Consider the following 16,601-nt stretch of genomic DNA (forward strand, 5'->3'; position numbering starts at 1 on the left):
TAATTGTCTGAAGCGCTTGGGCATCCGTTTTCTCACACTAGCGCGTTGCGTTTTGCCATCTCGATAAGTTCTACCAAGGTTCTTGTTTTTAGTTTTTGCATCAGTCGCGTTTTGTAAGTACTGACGGTTTTGTTACTGAGAAACATACCCTTGGCTATTTCCTTGTTGGAACGGCCCTGGGCAAATAACTGCAATACCATCAGTTCGCGGTCATTGACCAACTTGAACAGCTCCAGCTCGTTGGTCTGTCCATCTTCACGAACTGCGCACGTCAACGCCTGGCTGGGAAAGTAATTGTAGCCGGATAATACCGCTTTCACCGAACTGAGCAGCTCGCTAAGGTCTTCCTGCTTGCACACATAACCCGAGGCACCCGATTGCATGCAGCGAATGGCAAACAGGTTGGGGGTTTGCGACGTCAGCACCAGAATCTTGGAGGACAGCCCCATCGTATTGAAGCGCGCCAGTACCTCAAGGCCGTCGAGCTTGGGAATGCTGATGTCGAGAATGATCAGGTCAGGCATGCATTCGCGAACCATTTGCATCGCGTCGACGCCATTATCGGTTTCGCCCACCACTTCGTAATTTTCGTTTTCCAGAAGCATTCTGACCGCCATCCGGATAACCGGATGGTCGTCGATGATAAAAACTGAGTTCATATTCCATTCCATAACAAGCAGTGAAGAAAGCGCGCACCTTAGCTCAGATGTTCGGGCAGGCACATAAAGAGACTTGCTCGGCAGGCATATATAGGAAAAGTCCTACAATAATTAGCGTATCGGAGTACGTAAAAGCCTACGTTGAACACAAGTGTGTTTAAACGTTAACGCTTATTTCAGTGTGTATTTGGTTATTGAGGCACGGGGTGTTTATTACTTTATGGAATCATCATTCATGTGCGTTGATGATTTCCTACGAGACTGAACGTGAATTCACAAACGACGCGGTTTTGTATCAATTGACGTTTACATAGTTGCCAGACATTTCTGAAGTCGCTTGAAGCAGGATTTGTCGATGTCACTCAGGACCGTGTCCCAGCAAGCGACTGAGGTCAGGGCCATGCAGGGGTTTGCTCAGGCAGCCGAGCAGAGGCAGGTCGCGCTGCGCGGCAAGTTGCTGAATGTTTTCAAGCTGTACATCGGGCAGGCCGCTGAGAAGAATGGCCCGGCGTAACAAGCCTTGACGGGTCGCCTCGTCGATCAGGTCAAGGCCTGACATATCCGGCAGGCACTGATCGCACAGTAAAAGCCCGTAGGGCTCCGGGCTGCGTTGCATGGCGGCCATGGCCTCTGCGGCGGTGAGGACGGGAGTCAGCAGAAAATAGCCCTGATTGTTGAGCAGCACCTGAGTGGCGATCAGTTGAAACGGGTGATCTTCCACCAGGAGGATGCGCAGGCTGTGTGTGGACATGAGTTTTCCGGAAAGGCCCTGGCGAGAGGTTCAGGCCTCGCAGACGGCGTGCGGACCGTTAGTATCGCAGGCGGATGGATGACGAGCCGGAGTGGCATTTGAAGTGGCTGTAATTATTGAGGGATGCAAGAAAAGCTGCGATAGGACTCGTCTGACATGCATGTAGGGCCTGTCTGAGTTTTGCAGGGCAATCAGGTATGACCAGCGTTGTATCTGCCTGCGCTCAGGTACTCGGCTGGTCTATCAAGGCTAAATCTGTCCGGAGCGGCCGGTCATTTCCCGGGCCATTTCACTGGCATAGCTGTCGGTCATGCCGGCGATGAAGTCGATCATGCGCAGGAACGAGGCATGCAACGGTGCCTTGGGATCCGGCGCGCTGTTGCCCAGCAGGTCGAGGATACGTCGATGCTTGAAGGACGGCGTCCTGCCGCCAAACTGTTCGACCGCTGCACCGCAAAAAGCGTTGAGGAGAATTTCCAGGGTGGTGTAGGCGCCTATTTCATGCAGCGTTTTGCGCTTGTCCTGAAAGATTTTCTTGCGCGCCATGTCCTTGGCGTTCAGGACGCAGCGCTTGGCCGGACCGTGCATGTGTTCCACCAGATCCCCGGGCAGCGTGCCCGCAAGCAGGGCGTCCTGTTGTTCGACGAATGCTCTGGCCGCTGCGTTGGTCAGGTGCTCGATGGCCTTGCCGCGCAGGATGGCCAGCTTGCGCCGCCGTGAGTCGCCAGGGCCCAGTTGCCGATAGGTTTCCGGAAGATCATCGCCGACCAGTCCAAGCAGAAGTGACTCAACTTCCGCGTACTCCAGCAGGTCCATCTCCAGGCCGTCTTCCAGATCGATCAGGGCATAACAGATGTCATCGGCGGCTTCCATCAGATAGACCAGTGGATGGCGCGCCCAGCGTTGTTCCTCAAGTTGCGGCAAACCCAGCTTGCCAGCGATCTGCTCAAGGATCGGCAGTTCGCTCTGATAGCAGCCGAACTTGTGCTTCTTGTAGCCCAGCGAGTCTGCGTGGCGCGCGGTCCACGGGTATTTGAGGTAAGTGCCCAGTGTGGCGTAGGTCAGGCGAGTGCCGCCGTCGAACTGATGGTATTCCAGCTGCGTAAGGACTCGGAATCCCTGGGCATTGCCCTCGAAATTGAGAAAGTCATTGCGCTCGGTCTCGCTCATCGCGTCGAGCCAGCCACGTCCGGCAGCCTGATTGAACCAGTTGCGAATAGCGTCTTCGCCCGAATGGCCGAACGGAGGGTTGCCTATGTCATGTGCCAGGCAGGCAGATTGTACAACCATGCCCAGGTCGCTCGGTTCGCACCAGTCGGGCAGGGCAGTGCGCAGGGTTTCGCCAACGCGCATGCCCAGTGAGCGGCCGACGCAGCTGACTTCCAGCGAGTGAGTCAGACGGGTATGAATATGGTCGTTGCTGGACACCGGATGGACCTGGGTCTTGCGTCCCAGGCGGCGAAATGCACCGGAAAAGATGATCCGGTCATGGTCCTTGTGAAACGGACTGCGTCCCAGCTCTTCGGGGCTGTGCAGGGTCTTGCCAAGTCGTTCGCGGTTAAGCAGGGTTTGCCAATCCAAGGCGTGCACTCCGTCAGTAATGTTGGCTGTAGCTTCCCGGTTCGGCACGCCTGCCGCAAGGCCTGACGCGCGGACAGAGAGAAACAGGGGCTGTTAAAAAGCAAATGCCCGCCCCGGAGCACCGGAGCAGGCATTTGTCGCGAGGTTCGATTCACGCAAAAAGTCTGGCGTAATCAGAGCCTGCGGTTGCGGTTCTGAATGGCGCGACTCTGCATGGCGACCTTGATCAGTGGCGTCAGCGTGATGCCGAGCTTCAACAGGCGACCCAGCAGGCTGGTGCGTCCGGTCTTGGCACGTTTGCCGCTCAGAAACCCCAGCAGGGCGACCGAGCCCACGCCCCAGAGTGGCGCGTGGCGAAAGCCGAGCGCGCTTTTCCAGTCATGGCGGATCCCGCGAAAGCGTTGCAACGGCTGTAACAGTTGCGTCGATTCGTGACGAATTTCCTGACGGTGCATCTCCATGCGCAGGCGGATCAACGCCTTGCGCAGTTCCCGACGGGTATTGCTCTGGTGCGACTTGGGTTCACTCATGGCATCAATCGCTCGCGGTCGTTGGCCAGCTCTTCGAGGGTTGCGTGAAATGGCGACGACTCATCGAAAATCGCGGCCTTGAGGCGCAACCCGCAGAAGATGGCGGCCAGCAGGTAGAACGTGCACAGGCCGACGATACCCGCCAGGCGATAGCTGTCCCACAGAACGATCAGCAACAAGGCCGAGAGCCCGGTGAGCAGCAGCAGACCGAAAACCAGCGCCAGTCCCGCGAACAGCAGCAGGCTCACGGTGCGTGCCTTCTGCTCCTGCAATTCGATGCCGAACAGTTCGACGTGCGTGTGCAGCAGGCCAAGGAATGCAGCGCCAAGACGCCGCGGTGAAGAGCCCGGAGTTCCCTCGGGCGGTGCTGATTCCGTTCCCAGAGTCATGATGTTAGCGCCTTGTAGCCAGCAGACCGATCAGAAAGCCGACACCTGCGGCGATACCGACTGATTGCCAGGGGTTGTTCTGAACGTAATCTTCGGTCGCGATCACAGCAGCCTCACCGCGCTCGCGAAGCGAGTCTTCAGTGGTCTTCAGGGTTTCCTTGGCACGTAGCAGGCTCTCACGAATCTGGGCACGCAGTTCATCGGCCTGATCACCTGCCAGCGATGCGGTATGCGCCAGCAATTTCTCAGTGTCGGCAACCAGTACCTGGAAGTCGGCTCTCAGGATTTCCTGAGCATTCTGTGCGGTTTGGCGGGCCATGATTTTCTCCGTTTGGGTGGCATATGGATGTTTCGAGTACAGGTGATTCCTGAAGGTTCACTTCGATTGCCGTCTGGTGTCCAATCAGGCTGTGCGCTGCCGCTGCACCTTACTCCAAAAGTATCTGTCAGGAAAAACCGCAACGTGTTGAAGATTGGGGTTCCGTATTTCTGGCCATTGGCTATGCTCCACACGCGTGATCACGTGCATGGCGCGCGATATAAGAGCTGAATGGAGAGAGGCATGGAGCGGCTGTATTCCCTGCAGGGGCTCAGGGGCATAGCTGTCCTTGGTGTGGTGTTGTTTCACATGATGTCGGTAGAGAGCAAGTTTTCCGGTGGCGACATCCTTCTGCCGCCGCTGCTCGATTTTTTTCAGTTGGGTGTCGATCTGTTTTTCGTCATCAGCGGTTTCGTGATGGTGATTGTCAGCCGTGGCCGTTTCCAGAGCGGGGTCGAGGCGCGACGCTTTCTATTCAACAGGGTGTCGCGGATCTACCCCACGTACTGGCTGTACTTTTTCATTACGCTGGCGGTGTACCTGGTGCAGCCGGGCATGGTCAACAGCGGGCATGGGTCTTCCAACTTGCTCATGTCGTTCCTGCTGCTGCCCAACGATAAAGTGCTGCTGGTGATGGTGGCCTGGTCGCTGCTGTTCGAACTGTGGTTCTACGTCGTGTACTCAGGCTTTCTGTTGTTTCGTGAACGCAGCGTGCCGCTTTTGCTCGGCGGCTGGGCGCTGATCATTGTTGTGTTCAACGTGCTGGCCGACTGGCAGGACTATTCGCCCGCACTGAAGATCATCCTGCATCCCTATGCCCTTGAATTCATTCTTGGTGCAGCGCTGGCATTGTTCTTTTATGGTCGGCACAGCGCGCGCGTGCCGACAGCTGCCGTCCTTGCGTCGTTGGGTGGTGCATTGCTGCTGGGTGTGCCCCTGATCGGTTACTTCCGGTTATACGACAGTCAGGGCTTGCTGCGCATGCTCATGGTCGGAGGGACGTTCGGCCTGCTGGTGCTGACCCTGGCCCTGCTTGAACGGCGTCGACAACTGGTTGTGCCTGGGTTTCTGGTCGCTGTGGGCGACATGTCCTACACGATCTACCTGTCTCATCTGCTGGTGCTGGGGGTGATCGGGCGGGTGTGGAGCCTGGTCGGTGCCTGGCCCGAAAGCTATCTGGACAACCTGTTTTTCGCGCTGCTGATGATGGCGGCAGCGGTGTGTTACGGCTGGGTCGGTTACCGTTGTTTCGAGAAACCGGTATTGGACCGCGCCAACGCGTTCAGCAAGACGCATTTCCGGATGTCGACGTGATCCCCGGGTGCGCCTAGAATAATTTTCGGTCGTAGAGGATTTGCCGAGGATCAATTCATGCCGCCCGAATGCCAGCTGTTCAGCACCCTGGGATGCCCGCTGTGCGAGGTTGCCGAAGCGGTTTTACTGCCGTTCGCCATCGAGCACGGCCTGCTGGTTGAGCTGGTCGACATCTGCGAGGATGAGCAACTGCTTGAGCGCTACGAGTTGCGCGTTCCGGTGTTGCGTCGAGTCGACACGGGTGATGAGCTGGACTGGCCATTTGACGCGCCTCAGGTGGCGTCGTTTCTGAGCCGCTGAGCTGCCTTGTCGTTGAGCTGCATTCCCTTTCACTTACCGGACACGACGCGCAGTGAATATCGATACACGCATCAAATTTCGCCACCTGGTCTGCTTTCTCGAAGTGGCCCGGCAGGGCAGCCTGGCGCGTGCCTCCGACGTTCTGGCGATCAGTCAGCCTGCGCTGTCAAAAAGTCTCAAGGAACTGGAAACCCTGCTGGCCACCACCTTGTTTGTGCGCAGCAAGAGCGGTGCGGCGCTGACCGAAGCGGGCGTGGCATTCATGCGTTTCGCCGGGCCGAGCGTCCAGGCCCTGCGTGAAGGTGTCAGCAGCCTGCGCTCGGGGGAGCACGAAACTGTCACCGCCCGGCTGGGCGTGCTGTCCACGGCTGAAAGCCTGTTGGTTCCGGAGGTGGTCCATCGTCTGCACGAGCGCCACCCCGCGCTGATCGTCAGCGTGATGACCGGGCCCAGCGCGTATCTGCTGTCGCAATTGAGGGTAGGGGAACTGGATCTGGTGGTCGGGCGCATGACAGACAGCCCGCAGATTCAGGGCCTGACGTTCGAGCATCTGTACAACGAGTCGATGACGCTGGTGGTGCGCAACGATCACCCGTTACTGGCCGCGCCGCTCAAGCCTGAAAGTCTGGAGCAATTCCCGCTGGTGCTGCCGCTGGCGGGCACCACCATCCGCAAGTTTGCCGACAGTCTGTTCGTACAGTGCGGTATCCGCATGCCACGTCAGCGCCTTGAAACACTCTCGCTCACCCTGAGCCGCCGCTATGTGCAGTGCAGCGATGCGGTGTGGATCGCGCCACTGGATGCTGTGTCGCTGGAGTTGAAAGGCGGCACGCTGGTGGAGCTGGACATGGGTATTCGTGAGCCGGGTGGTTCGGTCGGTTTGTGCAGCAACCCGGCCTTGCCACTCACGCGCGCAGCGCAGTGGTGCGTGGACGAACTGCGGAGCCTTGGAGAAGCCTATCGCAACGTCTAGCATCCATAACCAATTGGTTATGGATCATGGGGTTTATTTCAGTTCTCTGTAAGCATGGATCGCGCGACACTTCGCCGCAGCCTGTAGCGCATGTGACCCACGCCTGCGCGCCCCATAAGAAAAACGAGGAGAACGCCATGTCTGCCGCGGACAACAGCCGCTTCGTCATTCGTGACCGAAACTGGCATCCAAAAGCTCTCACCCCTGATTACAAGACCTCGATCCTGCGCTCGCCGCGTCAGGCGCTGGTCAGTATCCCGCAGTCCATTTCCGAGACCACCGGCCCGGATTTCTCGCATTTGAAGTTTGGCCAGCACGACAACGATCTGCTGCTCAATTTCAACAACGGCGGGCTGCCCATCGGTGAGCGCATCCTGCTGGCCGGGCGGGTCTGTGATCAGTACGGCAAGCCTATTCCGCATACCCTGGTGGAGATCTGGCAGGCCAATGCCGGCGGGCGTTATCGCCACAAACGCGATGCTTATCTGGCACCCATCGACCCCAACTTTGGCGGCGTAGGGCGAGCACTGACCGACAGCGAAGGCAATTACAGCTTCCGCACCGTCAAGCCAGGCCCTTACCCGTGGCGCAACGGTCCCAATGATTGGCGCCCGGCGCACATTCATGTGTCGATCAGCGGCCCGTCGATTGCCACACGCCTGATCACCCAGCTGTATTTCGAAGGCGATCCGCTGATTCCGATCTGCCCGATCGTCAAGGCCATCGCCAATCCGGACGCCGTGCAGAGCCTGATTGCCAGGCTTGACCTGGGCATGGGCAACCCTATGGATTGCCTGGCGTACCGCTTTGATATCGTGTTGCGCGGCCAGCGCAAGACTCACTTCGAAAATTGCTGAGGAGGCCCGACATGCCCGTTCAATTGCTGCAGGAAACCCCTTCGCAAACCGCTGGCCCTTACGTCCACATCGGTCTTGCACCACAGGTGGCCGGCAATCCGACCCGCGAGCTGGAAATCTGGAACGAGATGGCCAGGCCCGAGGCGCCGGGCGAGCATATCGTGCTGCTGGGCAACGTCTTCGACGGCAACGGTCATCTGATCCGCGATGCGTATCTGGAATTCTGGCAGGCCGACCATCAAGGCGCGTATCACAGCGAATTCGACCCGGACAGGCCGTTCAACGGCTTTGGTCGCACAGCTACCGCGGACGATGGCCAATGGATCCTCAAGACCATCAAGCCAGGCTCGGCACGTAATGCGGCCGGGGTGCCGATGGCGGCGCACATCAATGTTTCGCTGTTTGCCCGCGGTATCAATATTCATCTGCAGACGCGGCTGTATTTCGATGACGAAGCCCAGGCGAATGCGCAGGACCCGGTGCTCAATCTGATCGAGCAGCCCCCGCGTCGCGAAACCCTGGTGGCGCGCCGTTGCACGCACGAGGGGCAGACGGCCTATCGTTTTGATATCCGTGTGCAGGGTGAAGGCGAGACAGTGTTTTTCGATTTCTGAATCGCTTGTCGATTCAGAAATCAATGTGCGTGCGTTTCAAGGCGCCTGCATCGGCAGGCGACCCTATAAAAATAAAAGGACACCTTCATGACGCTTTCCGCCAGCAGCCCTGCGTCGAGTACGCTCGACGTTCAGGCCTTCATCAATGCGCAACCGCTGTCCGGCTATCAATGGCGAGTGGTTGCGCTGTGTTTTCTGATCGTGTTCCTCGACGGTCTTGATACCGCCGCAATGGGCTTCATTGCACCCGCGCTCAGCCAGGATTGGGGAATCGATCGGGCCAGTCTGGGGCCGGTGATGAGTGCCGCGCTGATCGGCATGGTGTTCGGTGCGCTGGGTTCCGGCCCGCTGGCCGACCGGTTCGGCCGCAAGGTGGTGCTGGTGGTCGCGGTATTCCTGTTCGGTCTGTTCAGCCTGGCGTCTGCCTACAGCAGCAACATTGATCAACTGCTGGTATTACGCCTTCTCACCGGGCTGGGGCTCGGTGCCGCGATGCCCAATGCCACCACGTTGCTGTCGGAATACACCCCGGAACGGCTCAAGTCGTTGTTGGTGACGAGCATGTTTTGCGGTTTCAATCTGGGCATGGCCTGCGGCGGTTTTGTCTCAGCCAAGCTGATCCCCAGCATGGGCTGGCACAGCCTGTTGATGCTGGGCGGTATCCTGCCCATCCTGCTGGCGGCGGTGCTGATGGTCTGGCTGCCGGAGTCGGCGCGGTTTCTGGTGGTACGCAATCGCGGTGCAGAGCGGATTCGCAAAGTGCTGGCACCGATTGCGCCGAAGGCGCTGGCTGGCATCACCGATTTCAGCGTTCCTGAACAGAAAACGGTCAGTAGCCGCAACGTGCTGAAAGTGATTTTCTCCGGTACATACAGCGCTGGCACGCTGTTGCTGTGGCTGACGTATTTCATGGGCCTGGTGATCGTCTACCTGTTGACCAGCTGGCTGCCGACGTTGATGCGCGACAGTGGCGCGAGCATGGAGCAATCGGCGTTCATCGGTGCGCTGTTCCAATTCGGCGGGGTACTGAGTGCAGTGGGAGTCGGCTGGGCAATGGATCGTTACAACCCGCATAAGGTCATTGGTCTGGCCTATGCGCTGGCGGGGGTGTTCGCCTGGCTGGTCGGGCAGAGTCTGGGCAATGTCGCCCTGTTGGCCACGCTGGTGCTGCTGGCCGGGATGTGCATCAACGGTGCGCAGTCGGCAATGCCGTCGCTGGCGGCGCGTTTCTACCCCACTCAGGGGCGTGCAACGGGGGTGTCGTGGATGCTCGGGATAGGTCGCTTCGGTGCCATTCTCGGTGCCTGGGCCGGTGCCACCCTGCTGGGCCTTGGCTGGAGCTTCGAGCAAGTGCTGACGGCGCTGGTGGTCCCGGCCGCCCTGGCCGCGATAGCGGTACTGATCAAGGGCTGGGTCAGTCATTCGGACGCTACCTGAAACCTTTCAATCTGGAGTGGTGATGTGAACAGAGCGAGCAATCAACTTTTCGATGCCTACTTCATGCAACCCGAAATGCGCGAGATCTTTTCGGATGAAGGCCGGGTACAGGGCATGCTCGATTTCGAGGCTGCGCTGGCGCGGGCACAGGCACGCGTCGGCCTGATCCCGCCCGAGGTGGTCGCCGACATCGAGCTGAGCTGCGACGCACGGCTGTTCGATTTCGACGCGCTGGCAATGGCCATCGGCAGCGCCGGCAATTCGGCGATTCCGCTGGTCAAGGCGCTGGGCAAACAGATTGCCGCACGCAGCGCTGAAGCCGAGCGCTACGTGCACATGGGCGCGACCAGTCAGGATGTGATGGACAGCGGTCTGATCCTGCAACTGCGTCGAGCCATCGTACTGCTTGAGCATGATCTTGCTCGACTGGCCGATGCGATGGCTGAGCAGGCACAGCGTCATGCTGGCACGCCGCTGGCTGGACGCACCTGGCTGCAACAGGCCACGCCGGTCACCCTGGGGATGAAAATCGCCGGCTGGCTGGGCGCGGTCACTCGTCATCGACAGCGCTTGAACGAGATCAAACCACGCCTGCTGTGCCTGCAGTTCGGCGGTGCTTCCGGCAGCCTCGCGGCGCTGGGCGATCAGGCCTTTTCGGTGGCCGAAGCGCTGGCCGGTGAATTGCAACTGGCGTTGCCCGAGCAGCCCTGGCACACCCAGCGTGACCGACTGGTAGAGTTTGCCGGTCTGCTGGGCCTGATCGCCGGTAGCCTCGGCAAACTGGGGCGCGACGTGAGCCTGCTGATGCAGACCGAAGTGGGCGAGGTCTTCGAGCCTTCGGCGCCGGGCAAGGGCGGATCTTCGACCATGCCACACAAGCGCAACCCGGTTGGCGCTGCCGTCATGATCAGTACAGCCACCCGCGCCCCGGGGCTGGTCGCCACCATGTTCGCGGCCATGCCGCAGGAGCATGAACGCAGTCTGGGCCTGTGGCATGCCGAGTGGGAGACTTTGCCGGAGCTGTGTTGCCTGGTTTCCGGTTCGCTGCAACAGGCGTTGCAGGTGCTACCCGGCCTGCAGGTCGATGCCGAGCGCATGGCGATCAATCTGCAGTCCACCAAAGGACTGGTGCTCGCCGAGGCAGTGAGCATTGCGCTGGCTCAGCGTATCGGGCGCGACGCTGCCCACCATCTGGTAGAGCAGTGCTGCCGTCGTGCGGTAGAGCAGGGCGCGCTTTTGCGTCAGGTGCTTGGCGAAACCCCGCAAGTCAGCGAGCAGTTTTCTTCCGACGAGCTGGATCGTCTGCTTGATCCGTCCCATTACCTTGGCCAGGCCCGACAATGGGTCGAGCGTGCCGTGGCTGAACACACAAGGATTTTCCGATGACCGAAGACGAACGTTACCAAGCCGGCATGCAGGTGCGCCGTGCGGTGCTGGGCGATACGCATGTCGATAACAGCCTGAGCAAACTGACGCCGTTCAATGAAGAATTCCAGGAGATGATTACCCGTCACGCCTGGGGTGATATCTGGACCCGTCCGGGGCTGCCACGCCATACCCGCAGTCTGATTACCATTGCGATGTTGATCGGCATGAATCGCGAGGGCGAATTGCGCCTGCACCTGAAGGCCGCAAAAAACAACGGCGTGACCCGTGAAGAGATCAAGGAAGTGCTGATGCAGAGCGCTATCTACTGCGGCATTCCGGCCGCCAATGCGACGTTCCACCTGGCTGAAGCGGTATGGGATGAAATGGGGGTGGAGTCGTTGAAGGAGGATTGAAAAGTCGCATGACAAGGAGCGCTGCAGCGAAATGTCATGCCTTACCCGCGTTCACTGCCCATATGAAAGCGCTGTTTTATCACGAAGTCGGGCCTGAATCTCACTGACTCGCAGAACCAGCGCGTAGCGCCACAAAGAGGACGCAGAGCGTCCAGAACTGCATGCCGACGCGGAGCGTTGGCACGATAGTCAGTTGGATTTCTGTATAACGATGAGTGATCAACCGTGGCGGCGTTCTTTGTTTTTAGAGCAGCGACAGCGGGTAGCTGACGATCAGGCGGTTTTCGTCGAACTGGTTGGTGTTGTAGTCACGACGCATGGTCGAGTTGCGCCATTTGAGCGACAGGCTTTTGAACGCGCCACTCTGGAACACGTACGCCAGCTCGGTTTCCCGTGCCCACTCTTCGCCGTCGGTGATGGCGCCGGTATGCACGTTGTCGCCGCTGATGTAGCGGTTCATGAGGGTCAGGCCGGGCACGCCCAAGGCTGCGAAGTCATAGTCGTGGCGCAACTGCCAGGATTTCTCCCTGGCGTTGTCGAAGCTGGAGTTGTAACTGTCGTTGGCCAACGTCCCGCCACTGGTACCGTTGACGCGCATCCAGGCGCTGTCGCCGCTGACCTTCTGCAAACCCAGGTAAAAGGTGTTACCGCCGTGCCGTGCCGAGAGCATCGCTGACCAGGTCTTGTTGTCCAGATCCCCGGCCAGCGACTGGCCATCGTCCTTGCCCTGGAAGTAGCCAAGGTTGGCACCCAGCGTCCAGCTGCCCAGCGGCTGGCTGTGCAGCAGGTTGAAATATTGCTGGTGGTAGATGTCTTCAAGCTCGGCGTACCAGACCCCGACCTGAGTGCGTTTGTCGTTGAAAACGTACTCGCCGCCGCCGAAGTTGAAACGGTCTGAGGTGAACGCTGAGCGGCCGTTCAAGGACATGTCTTCCATGCTGGCGTCGTTGCGCGGGCTGTTGCCACGGAACTGACCGCCGTACAGGGTCAGGCCGTCGATCTCCTTGGAGGTGATCTGCCCGCCCTGAAAGGTTTGCGGCAGCGAGCGGCCGTCATCCGAGCGCAGGATCGGCAACACGGGCATCCACTCGCCGACCTTCAATTCGGTCTTCGAGAAGCGCGCCTTGCCCGCCACGGCCAGTCGACCGAAGTCGTCTGCCGGGCGTCCATCGCTGTGGATCGGCAGCAATTGCGTGCCGCCCGTTCCCTTGCCGCCGTCGAGCTTGAGCGAGTAGAGGCCCAGTGCATCCACGCCAAAGCCAACGGTGCCTTGGGTGAAGCCGGAGCGGGCATCGAGGATGAAGTTCTGCGTCCACTCCTCGGCGTAGTTCTGCGCATTGGCCGGGTCGACGAAGTTGCGGTTGATGTAGAAGTTGCGTAGGTTCAGATTGACCTTGGCGTCTTCGACGAACCCGGCAGCGTTGCTGCTGATGGGTGTCAGGTTTGCAGCAATGGCCGCAGACAGACCGCAAAGGAGTTTGCAGGAGGAATTGGCGCGCATGGAACAGACCTTTTTTGTAGTTATTGAGTCGTGTAGCTGGCTACGATAGTGAAAGGCCGGAAGGTGCCGTGCAATTGTGAAACAACTGTTTCGGGCGATAATCGAACGTTAATGAACCGGTTCGAACATTTTGTAGGGGACGTTGCAAACGCTTGTGCGATGCTCACTGGTCTGTTGATACGGCTCTGTAAATATAGGCAACGTGCTCTGGCGTTTTCGGCCATGGCGTCCGGCTGCTGAAACTTGAACAAGGAAGCGCGATGAGCACTGCCAGTACGCCTTTGTCCGGCGTCAACCAGCCCCTGAAAGGGATTGGTTTCATTCTTCTGGCGACTTTTCTGTTCGCCAGTCACGACACACTCTCCAAGTACCTGTCCGGCTTCTATCCGATCATTCTGGTGGTCTGGGCGCGCTATCTGGTGCACACGCTGCTGATGGCCTGCATCTTCATGCCATCGGCGGGGTTGCGCGTGCTGCGTACCAAGCGTCCCGGCTTGCAGGCATTGCGTGCGCTGGCGCTGTTGGGCACCAGTCTGCTGTTTACCAGCAGCCTGATGTTCATCCCGCAGGCAGAGGCGACGGCGGTCAACTTTCTTGCGCCGTTGCTGGTCACGGCACTGTCGGTGCCGTTGTTGCATGAGCGTGTGACGCGCGGGCAGTGGGTTGCGGTGGTTGTCGGGTTTATCGGGGTGATGATCATCATTCATCCGGGGGGCGAGCTGTTTACCCCGGCGATTCTGCTGCCGCTGTCGTCAGCCTTGTGCTTTGCGCTGTATCAACTCCTGACGCGGCTGGTCAGCCCGTTCGACAGCCCGACCACCAGCAACTTTTTTGCCGGGCTGTTCAATACCCTGTTGATGAGCGCGCTGGTGCCGTTCTTCTGGGAAGTGCCTGCGCTTAAACATCTGCCGTTTCTGCTGGCGCTGGGGGCATGTGGTATGTCGGCCCACTTGCTGCTGACCCAGGCCTTCCGCTTCGCCGCCCCGGCAATGCTCGCACCGTTCAGCTATTGCCAGATCGTGTTTGCCGGGCTGCTGGGTTTCGTGGTGTTCGACCACATGCCATCACCGACCGCACAGGCAGGCATCGCCATCATCTGCCTCAGCGGCCTGGCGGCGGCTTGGCAACAGCGGCGCAAGGGTGGGTGATGAGCTGTTCCCTCGCACGAATACACAAATCTAACTGACTATCGTGCCAATGCTCCGCGTTGGCATGCAGTTCGTGACGCTCTGCGTCATATCTGTACCGCAGCACAACGTAGTGTCTTGCGCGCAATCACTGTGCATAGATAAAGCGCTTTTTTATCGCGGTGGCACTGACGACGCAGAGTGCGACCTTAGTGACGGCTGAGTCCTGGCGCTGATCCGGGGGTAGCCTGGCAGGACGCCAGGCTAGCCGCACCGGACCATGGATGGTCCGTTGCGGCGACCCCCGGATCAGTGACAGGGCGAAGGAACCCGACGAAGTCGGGCCGGAAACAGGAGCGAGGGGATTTGCCTACTTTGGCCCCATCAAAGTAGGTCGCCGAGGGGCGAAAAGGTGACCTGATTCGACCCCCAATCCACCTGAAACCACAGAACCGCTTTGTGACGCGGAGCGTCACGAACTGCATTCCCACGCGGAGCGTGAGGAACGAGCGGCGTCTGGGATAACAAAGGTGACCTGAGTCGAACCCTAATCCACCTGAAACCACAGAATCGCCGTGTGACGCGGAGCGTCACGAACTGCATTCCCATGCGGAGCGTGAGGAACGAGCGGCGTCTGGGATAACAAAGGTGACCTGAGTCGAACCTCAATCCACCTGAGGTCGCAGACCCACGAGAGGCGTCCGGGAGAGCACTTTTCGTCACTCTGCGCAAAGCGTGGGGACAATAGCAAAAAGGCCCGGTCACTGAGTGAGCCGGGCCTTTATGACGGTGTCAGACGATTACTCGCTGAGCGTCGGCACCTTGCGCGGGGCCATGAAGTACAGCCAGATCAACGCGATGAAGTACATCGCCGGGATCATGGTGAACAGCACGTTGTAATTGTTGTTGGTGGCGGTCAACACGGCACCGACAATCTGGGTCATGAACATACCACCAATGGCCGCACACATGCCGCCGAAGCCGAACACGGTACTCATCATGTGCTTGGGCGTGTAGTCCATCACCAGGCTCCAGATATTCGCGGTCCAGGCCTGATGCGCACCCACCGCAAGCGAGATGGCCAGTACCGCCACCCACAGGCCGCTGGCGTTGGCGGCGAATACCACGCTGCAGATAGTGACGGCAAAGATCAGCATCGACAGCAGACGCGCAGTGGTCGCACGCATGCCGCGCCCGATCAGCCAGGAGGACAGGATGCCGCCACCCACGCTGCCGAAGTCAGCGGTCAGCCAGATCAGGATCAGCGGGATGCCCATCTGCGTCACGCTGATACCCAGGTTGTATTGCTGATTGAGAAACGGCGGCAACCAGTACAGGTAGAACCAGAACACCGGCGCAGTAATGGCGTAAGCCAGCGCGAACGCCCACGTGCCGCGCATCTTCAGAATGCCGGTGAAGGGCACCTTGACCGGCGCAGGTTCGACTTCCTGATTAATATAATCCAGCTCGGCCTTGCTGACGGTCGGATGCTCTTCGGGGTTGTAGTACTTCAGGCGCCACATGATGACCCAGATCAGCCCCAGCGAACCCATCGCTATAAAGGCGGCCTGCCAGCCCCAGACGGTAAGGATCAGCGGCAGCAGCGCCGGCGTCAGCATTGCGCCGACGTTGGTGCCAGCGTTGAAAATGCCAGTCGCCACGGCACGTTCACCCGCCGGGAACCACAGACGTGTGGTCTTTACACAGGCCGGGTAGTTGGCAGCCTCGGTCAGGCCCAGAATGAACCGGCAGACCATGAAGCCCACAGCGGAAGTCGCAAGGCCATGAGCGCCGGTCGCCAGGCTCCACAGCAGCACCGCGAGGAAGAACGCGCGCTTGACGCCGACCTTGTCGATAAAGCGGCCTTGCAGCACGAAGCCCACCGCGTAACCGACCTGAAACCAGAAGTTGATGTTGGCGTAGTCCATCGCCGTCCAGCTCATTTCCTTGGCGAGGATGGGCTGCATGACGCCAAGCGCCGCTCGGTCGATGTAGTTCAGCGTGGTGGCGAAGAACACTAGGGCGAGCATGCCCCAGCGCGTCTTGCCCACGGCGAGTGCGCCGCGAATCTTTTCGCCCATCCCGGCACGGGCGGCCTGGGCGACAGGGTTGGTCTGGGTGTTAAGCATGATGTTCTAACCATCCGTTCCAGGACTGTGCTGCTGGCAACAGTCGGACTGAGAAGTCCACTCGATGCAGGCGTTGTGCAGGTAAAGTGAAGTCGTAGAACCGTGATTCGACTGGCCTGTTGACTCAGGCTTTCATCGAGACGATCCGTCGGGCCGACAATTTACAGGTTGGGCCGCGCAAGTGTGTTGGAATGTTTCAGGCGACGCAGATCCGCGCGGGGCTTTTGGCCGGACGAGTTCGTTGAACCTGACGTCTGGTGAGACGGACGGGCGAGCGGGCGAGCAAAGCGAGAAGGGTGCACATGAGCAATGTTCCTGTTTTTTGAATTGTTATGGGTT

At 59.3% G+C, this 16,601-nt stretch carries 17 protein-coding genes; 9 read left to right on the forward strand and 8 right to left on the reverse strand.

From position 1 onward, the window contains the following. Positions 1-32: 32 nt before the first annotated feature. The 6 genes from KP808_RS09825 to KP808_RS09850 form a co-directional block, all read right to left on the reverse strand. Positions 33-659, reverse strand: coding sequence for a response regulator transcription factor (locus KP808_RS09825; RefSeq protein ID WP_046719639.1), 627 nt, complete (start codon positions 657-659; stop codon positions 33-35). Between the two features lie 358 nt (positions 660-1,017). After that, a complete protein-coding gene (locus KP808_RS09830) occupies positions 1,018-1,410 on the reverse strand; it encodes a response regulator (protein ID WP_122281139.1) in 393 nt (130 codons plus the stop codon). Positions 1,411-1,659: 249 nt separating this feature from the next. Further along, positions 1,660-2,991, reverse strand: a complete 1,332-nt coding sequence (locus tag KP808_RS09835) for a deoxyguanosinetriphosphate triphosphohydrolase (protein ID WP_058402165.1) — start codon at positions 2,989-2,991, stop codon at positions 1,660-1,662. Positions 2,992-3,164: 173 nt separating this feature from the next. Further along, positions 3,165-3,521 (reverse strand): hypothetical protein, encoded by a 357-nt coding sequence (locus KP808_RS09840; RefSeq protein ID WP_002553116.1) that lies wholly within the window; start codon positions 3,519-3,521, stop codon positions 3,165-3,167. Beyond that, the gene (locus KP808_RS09845; protein ID WP_002553117.1) at positions 3,518-3,910 is read right to left on the reverse strand and encodes a phage holin family protein; all 393 of its coding nucleotides are present in this window, start codon (positions 3,908-3,910) and stop codon (positions 3,518-3,520) included. The genes KP808_RS09840 and KP808_RS09845 overlap by 4 nt, the downstream gene beginning before the upstream one ends. A gap of 4 nt (positions 3,911-3,914) precedes the next feature. Further along, complete coding sequence (locus KP808_RS09850) at positions 3,915-4,229, reverse strand: DUF883 family protein (protein ID WP_002553118.1); 315 nt, start codon at positions 4,227-4,229, stop codon at positions 3,915-3,917. A 243-nt stretch (positions 4,230-4,472) separates the two neighbouring features. On the opposite strand from KP808_RS09850, the gene KP808_RS09855 reads away from it, so the two are divergent. From KP808_RS09855 to pcaC, 8 genes are all read left to right on the forward strand, one after another. Then, on the forward strand, positions 4,473-5,543 hold the full coding sequence (locus tag KP808_RS09855) for an acyltransferase family protein (protein ID WP_122281140.1): 1,071 nt from the start codon (positions 4,473-4,475) through the stop codon (positions 5,541-5,543). 57 nt (positions 5,544-5,600) lie between these two features. Further along, a complete protein-coding gene (locus tag KP808_RS09860) occupies positions 5,601-5,843 on the forward strand; it encodes a glutaredoxin family protein (protein ID WP_003315616.1) in 243 nt (80 codons plus the stop codon). Between the two features lie 52 nt (positions 5,844-5,895). After that, positions 5,896-6,816, forward strand: coding sequence for a pca operon transcription factor PcaQ (gene pcaQ / locus KP808_RS09865; protein ID WP_230018291.1), 921 nt, complete (start codon positions 5,896-5,898; stop codon positions 6,814-6,816). 137 nt (positions 6,817-6,953) lie between these two features. Continuing rightward, the gene (gene pcaH, locus KP808_RS09870; protein WP_003366939.1) at positions 6,954-7,673 is read left to right on the forward strand and encodes a protocatechuate 3,4-dioxygenase subunit beta; all 720 of its coding nucleotides are present in this window, start codon (positions 6,954-6,956) and stop codon (positions 7,671-7,673) included. Positions 7,674-7,684: 11 nt separating this feature from the next. After that, positions 7,685-8,287 carry a protocatechuate 3,4-dioxygenase subunit alpha gene (gene pcaG / locus KP808_RS09875; protein WP_003366941.1) on the forward strand — a complete coding sequence of 201 codons (603 nt, stop codon included), beginning with the start codon at positions 7,685-7,687 and terminating at the stop codon, positions 8,285-8,287. Positions 8,288-8,374: 87 nt separating this feature from the next. Next, a complete protein-coding gene (locus KP808_RS09880) occupies positions 8,375-9,724 on the forward strand; it encodes an MFS transporter (RefSeq protein ID WP_058408908.1) in 1,350 nt (449 codons plus the stop codon). Positions 9,725-9,787: 63 nt separating this feature from the next. Continuing rightward, on the forward strand, positions 9,788-11,110 hold the full coding sequence (locus KP808_RS09885) for a 3-carboxy-cis,cis-muconate cycloisomerase (RefSeq protein WP_230018837.1): 1,323 nt from the start codon (positions 9,788-9,790) through the stop codon (positions 11,108-11,110). Then, the gene (gene pcaC, locus KP808_RS09890; protein WP_054079414.1) at positions 11,107-11,505 is read left to right on the forward strand and encodes a 4-carboxymuconolactone decarboxylase; all 399 of its coding nucleotides are present in this window, start codon (positions 11,107-11,109) and stop codon (positions 11,503-11,505) included. The genes KP808_RS09885 and pcaC overlap by 4 nt, the downstream gene beginning before the upstream one ends. A 244-nt stretch (positions 11,506-11,749) precedes the next feature. Here the strand turns inward: pcaC and KP808_RS09895 are convergent, their stop codons facing one another. Continuing rightward, positions 11,750-13,006, reverse strand: coding sequence for an OprD family porin (locus KP808_RS09895; protein ID WP_230018293.1), 1,257 nt, complete (start codon positions 13,004-13,006; stop codon positions 11,750-11,752). A gap of 260 nt (positions 13,007-13,266) precedes the next feature. Between KP808_RS09895 and KP808_RS09900 the strand changes: the two genes are divergently transcribed. Then, entirely contained in the window at positions 13,267-14,154 is an 888-nt protein-coding gene (locus tag KP808_RS09900) for a DMT family transporter (RefSeq protein WP_002553127.1), read from the forward strand. Positions 14,155-14,933: 779 nt separating this feature from the next. Here KP808_RS09900 and KP808_RS09905 read toward each other — a convergent pair. Next, positions 14,934-16,262, reverse strand: a complete 1,329-nt coding sequence (locus tag KP808_RS09905) for an MFS transporter (RefSeq protein ID WP_230018295.1) — start codon at positions 16,260-16,262, stop codon at positions 14,934-14,936. Between the last annotated feature and the right edge of the window lie 339 nt (positions 16,263-16,601).

It is taken from the genome of Pseudomonas savastanoi, from assembly GCF_020917325.1.
GTDB lineage: Bacteria > Pseudomonadota > Gammaproteobacteria > Pseudomonadales > Pseudomonadaceae > Aquipseudomonas > Aquipseudomonas amygdali.

Bases quoted from the DNA above. Each gene is read 5' to 3' on its own strand.
- KP808_RS09850 (WP_002553118.1), bottom strand. From the start codon at position 4,229: ATGGCCCGCCAAACCGCACAGAATGCTCAGGAAATCCTGAGAGCCGAC.
- KP808_RS09900 (WP_002553127.1), top strand. From the start codon at position 13,267: ATGAGCACTGCCAGTACGCCTTTGTCCGGCGTCAACCAGCCCCTGAAA.
- KP808_RS09860 (WP_003315616.1), top strand. From the start codon at position 5,601: ATGCCGCCCGAATGCCAGCTGTTCAGCACCCTGGGATGCCCGCTGTGC.
- KP808_RS09830 (WP_122281139.1), bottom strand. From the start codon at position 1,410: ATGTCCACACACAGCCTGCGCATCCTCCTGGTGGAAGATCACCCGTTT.
- KP808_RS09855 (WP_122281140.1), top strand. From the start codon at position 4,473: ATGGAGCGGCTGTATTCCCTGCAGGGGCTCAGGGGCATAGCTGTCCTT.
- pcaG (WP_003366941.1), top strand. From the start codon at position 7,685: ATGCCCGTTCAATTGCTGCAGGAAACCCCTTCGCAAACCGCTGGCCCT.
- KP808_RS09825 (WP_046719639.1), bottom strand. From the start codon at position 659: ATGAACTCAGTTTTTATCATCGACGACCATCCGGTTATCCGGATGGCG.
- KP808_RS09845 (WP_002553117.1), bottom strand. From the start codon at position 3,910: ATGACTCTGGGAACGGAATCAGCACCGCCCGAGGGAACTCCGGGCTCT.
- KP808_RS09905 (WP_230018295.1), bottom strand. From the start codon at position 16,262: ATGCTTAACACCCAGACCAACCCTGTCGCCCAGGCCGCCCGTGCCGGG.
- KP808_RS09840 (WP_002553116.1), bottom strand. From the start codon at position 3,521: ATGAGTGAACCCAAGTCGCACCAGAGCAATACCCGTCGGGAACTGCGC.
- pcaC (WP_054079414.1), top strand. From the start codon at position 11,107: ATGACCGAAGACGAACGTTACCAAGCCGGCATGCAGGTGCGCCGTGCG.
- KP808_RS09895 (WP_230018293.1), bottom strand. From the start codon at position 13,006: ATGCGCGCCAATTCCTCCTGCAAACTCCTTTGCGGTCTGTCTGCGGCC.
- KP808_RS09880 (WP_058408908.1), top strand. From the start codon at position 8,375: ATGACGCTTTCCGCCAGCAGCCCTGCGTCGAGTACGCTCGACGTTCAG.
- KP808_RS09885 (WP_230018837.1), top strand. From the start codon at position 9,788: ATGCAACCCGAAATGCGCGAGATCTTTTCGGATGAAGGCCGGGTACAG.
- pcaH (WP_003366939.1), top strand. From the start codon at position 6,954: ATGTCTGCCGCGGACAACAGCCGCTTCGTCATTCGTGACCGAAACTGG.